Consider the following 9,977-nt stretch of genomic DNA (forward strand, 5'->3'; position numbering starts at 1 on the left):
CTGACTGTAAACGCCAATAGAAATATACTATTTCTGGTAGTTAGTCCCGAAGAATATTAATGATTTCCAATAAGAGTACTGCGCAAAACTACCAGAATGGATATGTATTCGCACGCCGCCGTTCGCACCGCACAGTTCAAGTACGATTGCAGTAACTACGCGAACGTGGCAGTCTCTCTCGACCTGTTCGGGACCCTCGTCGAGGCCGACCGTCCCGGTGCGCCGTGGGACGCGGTTGCCGACGCGCTGGCCGACCGCGGGGTCACGGTCCCCGAGGACTGGGAGGACGCGTACCGGACCGCCCATCGCGAGTACGAGCAGGGGCGGGAGGCACCGCTCGACGAACACGTCCGCCTCGCGCTGGCGAGTCGTGACGTCGACGCATCCGAACAGGCCGTCCGTGACTCGGTCCTGGCAGCGTTCGACGTTCCGATATCGGTCCGACCCGGTGCGCACGAGGTGGTCGCCGACGCCAACGAACATGGTCCGGTGGCTGTCTGTTCGAACTGCAGTGTCCCGGGACTGGTCGAGCGGACGCTCGACCGCGCGGGGCTCGCGTCCGAGTTCGACGCCGTCGTCACGAGCGTCGACTGTGGCTGGCGCAAACCCCACCGGGAGATCTTCGCCCGGACGGCCGCGGCGCTCGGTGTCCCGCTCGCGGACCTGGTCCACGTGGGTGACGACGCGCGCACCGACGGCGGCGCCGGCCGGGTCGGCGCGCGGACAGTTTTGATCGACGAGACCCCGCTCGCGACGGTTGCGAGCCGGCTCAGGGAGGGAAAGCTGTGATTCTCTCCCCGGCGGTCGCGGTACTCGTCGCGGCGACGCTGGAGGCGCTTCTCGGCGAGCCCCCGACGCGGCTCCATCCGGTCGCCTGGTTCGGGTCGCTCGTCGCGCCGGTCGACCGCGCCTGGAACCGCCCGCTACTGGTCGGTACGCTCGCTACGGCGACACTCCCGCTGGGAGCTGCGCTGGCCGTCGCTACCCTCGTCGCGGTCGCCGGAACCGTCGCGCCGCTGCTCGGGGCTCTCGTCGCCGGTGTGGCGCTGTTCCTGACGACGAGTCTTCGACGGCTACTCTCGGCTGCTGCCGAGGTCGTCTCCGATACCGAGGGTGATGTCGCTGCGGCGCGGGACGGACTGCTCGCGCTGGCCGGCCGGGACGCCAGCGACCTCTCGGCGGGTCACCTTCGCAGCGCCGCTGCCGAGAGCGCGGCCGAGAACCTCGCCGACGGCCTGGTCGCGTCGCTCGGCGCCTTCGTCCTCGGCGCCGTTCTAGCTCCGGCTGTCGGCCTCCCGGTGCTCCCGACGGCGGCCGCGGCAGCGGTCTGGGTCAAGGCGGTCAACACGATGGACTCGATGCTCGGGTACCGCGACAAGCGCGTCGGGACGCCTGCGGCGCGACTCGACGACGCGGTGATGTGGCTCCCTGCCCGCGCCAGCGCGCTGTTGCTCGCCGTCGCCTTTCTGGACCCGACCAGTCTCGCCCGAGCGCGCGGCTGGCTCGACCGCGTCCCCTCGCCCAACTCCGGGTGGCCGATGGGCGTCGCGGCGGCGGCGCTGGACGTCCGCCTGGAGAAGCCCGGCGTCTACGTCCTCAACGCCAGTGCCGACCTGCCGTCGGTGGCTGCCGCCCGGCGCGGCATCCGCCGGGTCGGTGTCGCCGGCGTCCTCGCCTACGCGCTCGCAGGGGTGGTCGCGTGGTCCTGACGGCGCTCCGGGGGGCACTCGGCTTCCTCTCGCGGCTTCCGGTCGGTCACAGCGAGGCCGCCTGGAACGCGTTCACGGCGAGTCCGACGGCGTTCCCCCTGGCGGGCTACGTCGTCGGTGCGCTGGTGGCGCTCCCGTTCTTCGCTGCTGGGACGGTCCCTGCTCCCGTCGCCGCCGCGGGCTACCTGGCCAGCGTCGTCCTCGTGACCGGCGTCAACCACGCCGACGGACTGGCCGACGTCGGGGACGCCGCAGCGGTCCACGGCGACCCGAGCGAACGACGCGACGTGATGCGTGACACGACCGTCGGGGTGGGTGCCGTCCTCGCGCTGGGTGTCGTCATCGCGGCGCTCGCGCTCGCGGCACTCGCGGTGGCCGCGCTGTCGCCGCTGACTGCTGTCTCGCTCGTCGTCGCTGCGGAGGTGAGCGCGAAAATCGCGATGGCGACGGTGGCCTGTCTCGGCCGGCCGAGCCACGAGGGGTTCGGCTCGACGGTCGTCGGCGACAAACGCCCGGCCGACCTGCTCGGGCCGCTGGTTGCCACCGCTCCCGCCGCGGTGCTCGTCGTTCCCGGAACGGTTGCAGCGGCTCTCGCAAGCCTTGCGACGGCCGTCTCGGTCCGGTGGTGGGCCCGCGCTCGGCTGGACGGCGTCGGCGGCGACGTGCTGGGCGCGACCAACGAACTCGCGCGGGTCGCGGCGCTGCACGCCGGCGTCGTGGCCACGTCACTCCTCGGGGAGGTACCGCTGTGGACGCGCTGGTGATGTGTGGCGGTCGCGGGACGCGACTCGACGCCGCCACCGAGAAGCCCCTGTTTCGTGTCGACGGCGTACCGATGGTCGACCGGGTCGTCGACGCGCTTCGCGAGAGTCGCGTCGACGAGGTGTACGCGGCGACCTCTCCCAACGCGCCCGAGACCCGCGCGCATCTCTCCGTCCCGACCGTCGAGACGCCCGGTGAGGGCTACGTCGCCGACCTCGACGCCGCACTCTCGGACGACCGACTCTCGACGCCAATCCTCACCGTCGCGGCGGACCTGCCGCTGCTGGACGGTGCGATACTCGACCGCGTGCTCGACGCCCACGACACGGGGTCGCTGACCGTCTGCGTCCCCGCGGCACTGAAACGCGACCTCTGTGTCAGCGACGACACCACCTTCGTTCGCGACGGTCGCGAGGTGGCGCCCACCGGGGTCAACGTGGTCGCCGACGACGGGGACGACACAGTCGTCCTCGCGGACCCGCGCCTGGCGGTCAACGTCAACACGCTCGCCGACGCCCGTATCGCCGAGGACAGACTGTAGCTCGAAAGCTTCTCCACGTCGCCGGCCGTCCCCGTGGGCATGGACCCCGACACGGTCGCGGCGCTGCGCGAACACGGCCACGCGGAGGGTGCTATCGGGCCCGACGGCCGCGTGCCACACGGGAGCAGCGACGACCCGGACGTGCTGGATTTCAGCGCCAACACCAACCCCGAGACGCCGCCGGGCGTGGCCAGCGTGTTCGCGGACGCCGTCGAACAGGCCCGGACCTACCCCGACGACGGCTACCCCGAGTTCCGCGCGGCCGTCGGGGCCTTCGTCGACTGCGAGCCCGGAGAGGTCGTCCCCACCGCCGGCGGGCTGGAGGCGATCAGGCTCGCCATCCAGACGACGGTCCGGGCCGGCGACTCGGTGCTGGTCCCGCGACCGAGCTTCGGCGAGTACGCCCGCGAGGTTCGCCTCCAGGGCGGGGAACCGTCCTTCGTGGCACACGACGCCGTCCTCGATTCGGACCCTGCGCCCCACTCGCTCGCCATCGTCTGCAACCCGAACAACCCGACGGGCGAGACGGCCGACCCGGACGCGTTACGGGCGTTCGCCGACCGCTGTCGGGCCGCCGACACGGCGCTGCTCGTCGACGAGGCGTTCCTGGGGTTCACACCGGACCCGTCGCTGGCCGGCCGCGACGGCGTGGTCGTCGCTCGCTCGCTGACGAAACTGTTCGGACTCCCCGGTGTGCGGATGGGCTACGCCGTCGCCACCGGGACCGCGCTGGATCGGCTGTCGACTGCGCGTCGCGCGTGGTCGATGAGCACCGCCGCGGCCGCCGTCGGTGCCCACTGTTACCGCCAGACGGAGTTCGTCGAGGCGACACGCGAGCGTGTCGAGCGCGAGCGCGAGCGGATGCGGACCCGCCTGTCGACCCGCTTCGACGTCGCACCGTCGGACGCGCCGTTCCTCCTGTTGGGGGTCACCGACGGCGACGTCGACTCGCTGCTGGCGAGGGCCCGCGATGCGGGTATCGCGCTCCGTGACGCCCGAACCTTCCGCGACCTGGAGAGTCACGTCCGCGTTGCGGTCCGCACCCCGGCCGAGAACGACAGGCTCCTGGAGGCGCTGGACGCGTGACCTTCGAGACGACCGTCCGGGACGACATCTGTCGGCTCCACTGTCCGGGCGCGCGCTGGCTGTCGACGGCGTGGGACGGCGGCTACCGACGGGCCGACGCCGGCTACAACGTCACCGTCCCCACCGACTTCGAGCGGACCGATCTGGACGCCTACCGAGACGAGCGACTCGACGCCGCGGGGTTCCCGGTCGGCCCGACGCTGCTGACCGGTGTCTGGATGGACAACGCACGACGCGCCCGGTCGGGGCCGGTGACGGTCGTCGCCACCGCCGGGCTCTCGAACCCCGCCGCGCTCCCCGTCGCCGGAGACGCTGGCCCGGAGCGACCGGCAACCACGGAGTGGCGACCCGGCACGGTCAACCTCCTCGTCGGCGTCGAGCGGGCACTCGACGACGGCGCGCTGGCGACGCTGCTCGCGACCGCCGTCGAGGCCAAGGCCGCGACGCTCCAGGCCATCGCGGGCGTCCCCGGCACCACCTCCGACGCCGTCCTCGTCGGGACCGACCCCGGCACAGAGCGTGCGGCGTTCGCCGGGAGCGCGACGGCCGTCGGCGCCGCGACGCGAGCGTGTGTGCGGGACGCCGTCGCGGCGAGTCTGGACGCCCACTACGACGATGGTGTGCCGGCACCCGCCGAGACCGACCACGGCGTCGTCACCGACCGCCAGACGGATGTCGACCGGCCCTAACACGCGGGTATGAGCGACAACGCCGCCGGTCCCACCGCCGAACCGATCGAACCGAGCAGCCCCGAAGAGTTCGGGCTCGTCCAGATCTGGTGGGGCGACGGGAAGGGCAAGACGACCGCCGCGCTGGGGATGGCGACCCGTGCCGTCGGCCACGGCTACCGGGTCCACCTCCTGCAGTTCATGAAAGGCGGGACCGGCACCGTCGAGGACGTCCGCGGCGAGTACAACGCCATCGCGACGCTGCCGGGCTTCTCCTACGAGAACGCTGGCCACTACGGCTGGCACGGCTTCCTCGACGGTAGCGACGACGACGAGCACGCCGCCCGCGCGAAGGGCGCGCTGGAACGCGCACGGACCATCGTCGACGGGACCGCCGACGCGGCGTCCGACGACCCATTCGCGGCGGACGCACCGCCCGAGGATGGCGTCGACATGCTCGTCCTCGATGAGATTCTGTACGCCGCCAACCGCGGGCTGATCGACCCCACGGACGTCGTCGACCTCGTCGAGTCCAAACCGGACCACCTCGAACTCGTGTTCACCGGTGGCCACGAACGCCCCGAGTACGTCATCGACCACGCCGACCTCGTCACCGAGGTGCGCAAGGAGAAACACCCCCTCGAAGCCGGCCACTCGGCCCGGAAAGGTACCGAGTACTGATTCACTCCGACAGCAGGTCCTCGACGAGCGCTCGCGCGGCTTCGAGGTGGTCGTCCGCCACCGGGTCGGCGGTCTCTTCGACCTCTGAAAGCAGGCTCGCGACCGTTGCGAGGCGCTCTCGGCGGACATCCGGATCGAGGTCGCTCCGCGCCACGTCGCCAGCGATAGCCTCGGCCTCGCCGAGCCACAGGCTCGCGGTCCGTTCGACGGGCCGCTCGCCGGTCGCGGCGAGGTGGTCGTACAGTCGCTGCCGGTCGCGTTCGCTCACGACAGTCGGTTGGCCCGCCGACGCGAAAAGCCCGACGCCGAACCACTCTTGTCCGGCGGGCCCGGAGGACCGACAGATGGCCGACGTACGGACGATACTGGTCGCCGGAACTGCCTCCCACGTGGGAAAGAGTACCGTCGCGGCCGGCCTCTGTCGGCACCTCGCGGACCGTGGCGTCTCCGTCGCACCCTACAAGGCACAGAACATGAGCACCAACGCTCGGGCGACGCCCGGTGGCGAGATCGGCGTCTCCCAGTACGTCCAGGCACGCGCCGCGCGGGTACCGCCGACGACCGATCACAATCCGGTCCTCCTGAAACCGTGCGGCGACGGCGAGTCCCAGTTGATCGTCGACGGGCGCGCCGTGGCCGACGTACCGGCCGGCGAGTACTACGACCGCTACTGGACGGACGCGCTCGATGCCGCTCGGAACGCCCACACAGAAGTGGCGGCCGACCACGATGTCGTCGTCGCGGAGGGCGCAGGCTCCATCGCCGAGATCAACCTCCACGACAGAGATTTGGCGAACATAGAGACCGCGCGCTTCGCGGACGCGGATATCCTGCTGGTCGCGGACATCGAACGCGGTGGCGTCTTCGCCGCGCTCGTGGGGACGCTGGAACTGCTCCCCGACGACATCCGCAAACAGGTGGTGGGCGTCGTCATCACCAAGTTCCGCGGCGACCGGGCGCTCCTCTCGCCCGGTCTCGACGCCTTCGAGGAGCGAACCGACGTCCCCGTCCTGGGGGTGCTTCCCTACGAGGACCCCGGCCTCCCCGAGGAGGACAGCGTCGCGCTTCCGCCGGTCGGTCAGCGGGCGGTCCGCGGGGCCGACGACGGCGTCCCGGACCAGGGGGCCGTCACCGTCGCGGTTCCGCGATTCCCACACATCTCGAATTTTACTGACCTCCAGCCACTTGCGGCGACCCCCGGTGTCCGCGTCGCCTACGTCCCGCCGTCGGACCCGCTGACCGACGCTGATGCTGTCGTCCTCCCCGGCAGCAAGAACACTGTCGACGATATACTGACACTTCAAGAAGCAGCGTTCGGCACGGCACTCGCAGACTTCGAGGGCCCCGTCGTCGGTCTCTGTGGCGGGTACCAGATGCTCGGCCAGCGGATAACCAACGCCGACGTAGAGGGTACCGGTGACCGCGAGACAGTCGACGGGTTCGGACAGCTACCGGTCGAGACGACCTTCTCCGAGGACAAGACCGTCGAACACGTCCGGCGACGCATCGACGGCGTGGGCCCGCTCTCGGGTGCGACGGGTATCGTCGAGGGCTACGAGATCCACATGGGCGAGACGACTGCGCTCGACGATGTCGCAGCACCATTCGACGGTGGCGGCGCAGCAAACGAACAGGTTCTGGGAACGTACCTCCACGACCTCTTCGCCAACGAGGTCGCGAAAGTTGCCTTCGTGAAAAATACGTTCGAGGCTGCGGGCTGTACCACACCGTCGGCGGTAGACGCCGACCGTTCCGATCCCTACGACCGCGCGGCGACGCTCGTCGCCGAACACGTCGACCTCGACACGCTGGGGCTCACGTAGCTTTTTTCGACCAGCTATTCCACGAACTTTTTATACGAGGGGGCAGCCAGAGCCGGCATGGTCGAAGTGTTCGCCGTCGCCAGCGGGAAGGGTGGGACCGGCAAGACCACCAGCACGGTCGCGCTGGGGATGGCACTGTCCGACCGCTACGACGTGACGGTCGTCGACGCCGACACCGGGATGGCCAACCTGCTCTTCCACGCGGGACTCTCGGGCGCGGAGACGACCCTCCACGACGTCCTCGCGGGCGAGTGTCAGGTCAGGGACGCGACCTACGAGCGGTTCGGGATGACGGTCGTCCCCTGTGGGACGAGCCTCGACGGGTTCCGAGACGCGGACCCGGATCGGCTCCGTGAGGCCGTCGCGACGCTCGCGGCGGACACCGACGTCCTGTTGCTCGACTCGCCGCCGGCCCTGGATAGCCGCGCTGCGGTCCTGCCTGTGGTGATGGCGGACCGAGTGGTCGTCGTCCTCCAGCCGACCATCCCGGCAATATCGGACGGGCTGAAAGTCCAGGAGTACGCCACCTCCTACGGTACCGACGTCGCCGGGTTGCTCTTCAACAAGGTCCGGGCCGACGAGGACATCGACACGGTCACGGAGAAGACCCAACGGTACTTCGACGGGCCGACGCTGGCGACGGTCCCCGAGACTGACCGGGCGCGTGAGGCACGCCGAGCGGGCCGACCGTTGCTCGCCCACGCTCCCGACTGTCCGGCGGCGGCTGCGTTCCGTCGGGGGGCCGACGCGATCGACGTCCAGGGCGTCTCCGCAGAGGTAGTCGCCGACCGCGTCCGGAGCGCAGTCATCCCCGAACCGCCATGAACCTCCCGGAGGGACATCTGCGGAAGTCCAGGGTCGTCGCCGACCCGCGGGACACGTTGGCCGATGCGCTCGACCGCTCGTTTACGGGCTACGCCGTCTTCGAGTCACAGGATGCCCTGTTGCTGAACGCAGCGGGCCGTGGCATCCTGACGTTCGTGGACGGGATCCCGAGACGAGCCTACCACACCGGAACCGAACGCGGTGGACCGCCGGCGCTCGCCGATCTCGCCGTCCCCGGTCCGTACCACGTCGCGATGTACGTCGTCGAGCGAACGGCGCTCTCCGTGTTCGCCGACAGTGGGGACTTGACTATCCCGCCGGGGATGCCCGCCGAACGACTCGCCGGGGACCCCGCACTGGCGACGAGTACGAGACGCGCTGCGCCGGCCGAGCGGTCGGTCGACGAGACGACTGCCGATACCGAGTCGAACGAGGCGTCGACGGCCGGTGCCGTCGAGGCCTTTCTGGAGAACGACGAGAAGATCGAAGCGATCCGACAGCAAGCCCGTACGGAGGCTCAGGAACGGGCCGCGGAGTGGGATCTCTAGTCGGTTCGAACGGGGATCCACCAGACCCGCGAGCGACCGCCAACCTTCTTGCTCGTGATGTCCGTCTCGTCTTCGAGCGCGTGGAGTTTGTTCAGCGCCGTCCGACGGGAACAGCCCAGTCGTTCGGCGATCTCCGACGCTGTCAGGGGTTCTGCGTAGTCCGACCGTTGCTTGAACACCTCGATGACGTCCGATTCAGTGTACTGCACTTCCCGTCCGGGTGGTGACATATATACACCGACGCTGTCCTGCTACTTATAGAAAGTGCACGGCGAACCGTGACACAACGGTTCCTGACCGCTGAGCAGCACCAGTGACGGGGCTGCCCGCCACCACGCCGACCGATCTACTCGTTCGGACATGTGTTACAGGTGCTGTAACACGTTTTCGGTGCTGTAACAGTATACGGGAGGTAGGTATAGGTGGATTCCACAGTTAGTGACTGATGCCCTTCCGGAACGGCACAATCGTGTGTCGGTATCCGACGCTTCGGCCCCCCATTGGTCGTCGGTACCGGTTCCCTTGCCCCACCGCCTTTTACTCGGCCGCCGAGACGACTGTCTCCAGTGGCATCGCGTCTGCGCGGTGTGCCTCGAACTGTTCGAGCGCCCACTCTCGTGCTGCTGGCTCCTCGACGGTCAGTGTCACGCGAAGGTTGTTGGCGTCGTCGTACGCACCCAGACAGCAGCCCCGGTCGTCGACGACGAGGCCGAAGTCCAGCGGCGTCTCGTGGACGTAGAGCTCGATGTTCTCGTGATCGAGCCCCCGCTGGAGCGCGTCGTCGAACTCCTCGGCGGATCGCTCTACCACGCCGTGGTCGATGATCGACTCGATCTGTCTGCCCTGTTCCAGCAGCGACGCCGCTGTCTCGTTGAACACGCCGGCGACGATCGGTGAGACTGTCCTGATGTCCCCGTCGGCATTGGCGAACCAGTTCGTGAGTTCGTCGAGCGGTGCCAGCGGTGACTGTTCGCTCCCGACGGTGATGGTCCCGGCCTCCAGCACTCCGTTCGGGAGTTCATCACCGATGGGGCCGAGGTGTTCGGCCAGTGGACCGAACTCGTCCGCTCGCTCGACCTCGGTCACGAGCGTCTCGTACTGCTCGAAGACGCGCCGTCCAGTCAGTGTCAGCTGGTACTGGCCGTCGACTTTCCTGACCCACCGGCGATCACTACAGCCTGCGAGGATGCGCTGGATGGTCGTCCGTGTCGCCTCGACCATCTCACACAGTTCACTTGGCCGTGCGGGTGCCGCCGCCAGCGCGGACAGCACGGCGAACCGCTGGGGTGAGCCAGTCAGGAACTGGATATCCCCGTGGACGGAATCCCTCATCC

General features: G+C 69.3%; 13 protein-coding genes. 10 read left to right on the forward strand and 3 right to left on the reverse strand.

Going from position 1 to position 9,977, the window contains the following annotated elements; translation table 11 throughout:
• Nucleotides 1–165: 165 nt before the first annotated feature.
• From Hhyl2_RS16290 to Hhyl2_RS16320, 7 genes are read left to right on the forward strand one after another with little or no spacing between them, the layout of a single operon-like run.
• Nucleotides 166–789 carry an HAD family hydrolase gene (locus Hhyl2_RS16290; protein ID WP_483552042.1) on the forward strand — a complete coding sequence of 208 codons (624 nt, stop codon included), beginning with the start codon at nucleotides 166–168 and terminating at the stop codon, nucleotides 787–789.
• Nucleotides 786–1,709 carry an adenosylcobinamide-phosphate synthase CbiB gene (cbiB, locus tag Hhyl2_RS16295; protein ID WP_483551811.1) on the forward strand — a complete coding sequence of 308 codons (924 nt, stop codon included), beginning with the start codon at nucleotides 786–788 and terminating at the stop codon, nucleotides 1,707–1,709. Before Hhyl2_RS16290 ends, cbiB begins: the two co-directional genes overlap by 4 nt.
• The gene (cobS, locus tag Hhyl2_RS16300; RefSeq protein ID WP_483551812.1) at nucleotides 1,700–2,473 is read left to right on the forward strand and encodes an adenosylcobinamide-GDP ribazoletransferase; all 774 of its coding nucleotides are present in this window, start codon (nucleotides 1,700–1,702) and stop codon (nucleotides 2,471–2,473) included. Before cbiB ends, cobS begins: the two co-directional genes overlap by 10 nt.
• A complete protein-coding gene (locus tag Hhyl2_RS16305) occupies nucleotides 2,473–3,012 on the forward strand; it encodes an NTP transferase domain-containing protein (RefSeq protein ID WP_483552043.1) in 540 nt (179 codons plus the stop codon). The genes cobS and Hhyl2_RS16305 overlap by 1 nt, the downstream gene beginning before the upstream one ends.
• A gap of 39 nt (nucleotides 3,013–3,051) precedes the next feature.
• On the forward strand, nucleotides 3,052–4,098 hold the full coding sequence (gene cobD / locus Hhyl2_RS16310; protein WP_483551813.1) for a threonine-phosphate decarboxylase CobD: 1,047 nt from the start codon (nucleotides 3,052–3,054) through the stop codon (nucleotides 4,096–4,098).
• Complete coding sequence (locus Hhyl2_RS16315) at nucleotides 4,095–4,787, forward strand: adenosylcobinamide amidohydrolase (RefSeq protein WP_483551814.1); 693 nt, start codon at nucleotides 4,095–4,097, stop codon at nucleotides 4,785–4,787. Before cobD ends, Hhyl2_RS16315 begins: the two co-directional genes overlap by 4 nt.
• A gap of 9 nt (nucleotides 4,788–4,796) precedes the next feature.
• Nucleotides 4,797–5,447 (forward strand): cob(I)yrinic acid a,c-diamide adenosyltransferase, encoded by a 651-nt coding sequence (locus tag Hhyl2_RS16320; RefSeq protein WP_483551815.1) that lies wholly within the window; start codon nucleotides 4,797–4,799, stop codon nucleotides 5,445–5,447.
• A gap of 1 nt (nucleotide 5,448) precedes the next feature.
• Here the strand turns inward: Hhyl2_RS16320 and Hhyl2_RS16325 are convergent, their stop codons facing one another.
• Nucleotides 5,449–5,715 (reverse strand): DUF8152 family protein, encoded by a 267-nt coding sequence (locus Hhyl2_RS16325; protein WP_483551816.1) that lies wholly within the window; start codon nucleotides 5,713–5,715, stop codon nucleotides 5,449–5,451.
• A gap of 76 nt (nucleotides 5,716–5,791) precedes the next feature.
• On the opposite strand from Hhyl2_RS16325, the gene Hhyl2_RS16330 reads away from it, so the two are divergent.
• The 3 genes from Hhyl2_RS16330 to Hhyl2_RS16340 are packed head-to-tail and all read left to right on the forward strand — an operon-like array spanning nucleotide 5,792 to nucleotide 8,643.
• Nucleotides 5,792–7,270 (forward strand): cobyric acid synthase, encoded by a 1,479-nt coding sequence (locus tag Hhyl2_RS16330; protein WP_483551817.1) that lies wholly within the window; start codon nucleotides 5,792–5,794, stop codon nucleotides 7,268–7,270.
• A gap of 57 nt (nucleotides 7,271–7,327) precedes the next feature.
• On the forward strand, nucleotides 7,328–8,095 hold the full coding sequence (locus Hhyl2_RS16335) for a nucleotide-binding protein (protein ID WP_483551818.1): 768 nt from the start codon (nucleotides 7,328–7,330) through the stop codon (nucleotides 8,093–8,095).
• Entirely contained in the window at nucleotides 8,092–8,643 is a 552-nt protein-coding gene (locus Hhyl2_RS16340; protein WP_483551819.1) for a DUF8054 family protein, read from the forward strand. The genes Hhyl2_RS16335 and Hhyl2_RS16340 overlap by 4 nt, the downstream gene beginning before the upstream one ends.
• Here the strand turns inward: Hhyl2_RS16340 and Hhyl2_RS16345 are convergent.
• Together Hhyl2_RS16345 and Hhyl2_RS16350 are read right to left on the reverse strand one after the other, a co-directional pair.
• Nucleotides 8,640–8,873: a helix-turn-helix domain-containing protein gene (locus tag Hhyl2_RS16345; RefSeq protein ID WP_483551820.1), complete on the reverse strand. Its 234-nt coding sequence runs from the start codon at nucleotides 8,871–8,873 to the stop codon at nucleotides 8,640–8,642. The two genes, Hhyl2_RS16340 and Hhyl2_RS16345, sit on opposite strands and share 4 nt — an antisense overlap.
• Nucleotides 8,874–9,180: 307 nt before the next feature.
• Entirely contained in the window at nucleotides 9,181–9,975 is a 795-nt protein-coding gene (locus Hhyl2_RS16350; protein ID WP_483551821.1) for a helix-turn-helix transcriptional regulator, read from the reverse strand.
• Nucleotides 9,976–9,977 lie beyond the last annotated feature (2 nt).

Source organism: Haloarcula sp. H-hyl2 (assembly GCF_056934385.1).

Excerpts from the sequence above, each read along its gene's own strand:
- Hhyl2_RS16340 (WP_483551819.1), top strand. The coding sequence starts at position 8,092 with ATGAACCTCCCGGAGGGACATCTGCGGAAGTCCAGGGTCGTCGCCGAC.
- Hhyl2_RS16335 (WP_483551818.1), top strand. The coding sequence starts at position 7,328 with ATGGTCGAAGTGTTCGCCGTCGCCAGCGGGAAGGGTGGGACCGGCAAG.
- Hhyl2_RS16350 (WP_483551821.1), bottom strand. The coding sequence starts at position 9,975 with ATGAGGGATTCCGTCCACGGGGATATCCAGTTCCTGACTGGCTCACCC.
- Hhyl2_RS16305 (WP_483552043.1), top strand. The coding sequence starts at position 2,473 with ATGTGTGGCGGTCGCGGGACGCGACTCGACGCCGCCACCGAGAAGCCC.
- Hhyl2_RS16320 (WP_483551815.1), top strand. The coding sequence starts at position 4,797 with ATGAGCGACAACGCCGCCGGTCCCACCGCCGAACCGATCGAACCGAGC.
- Hhyl2_RS16345 (WP_483551820.1), bottom strand. The coding sequence starts at position 8,873 with ATGTCACCACCCGGACGGGAAGTGCAGTACACTGAATCGGACGTCATC.
- cobD (WP_483551813.1), top strand. The coding sequence starts at position 3,052 with ATGGACCCCGACACGGTCGCGGCGCTGCGCGAACACGGCCACGCGGAG.
- Hhyl2_RS16330 (WP_483551817.1), top strand. The coding sequence starts at position 5,792 with ATGGCCGACGTACGGACGATACTGGTCGCCGGAACTGCCTCCCACGTG.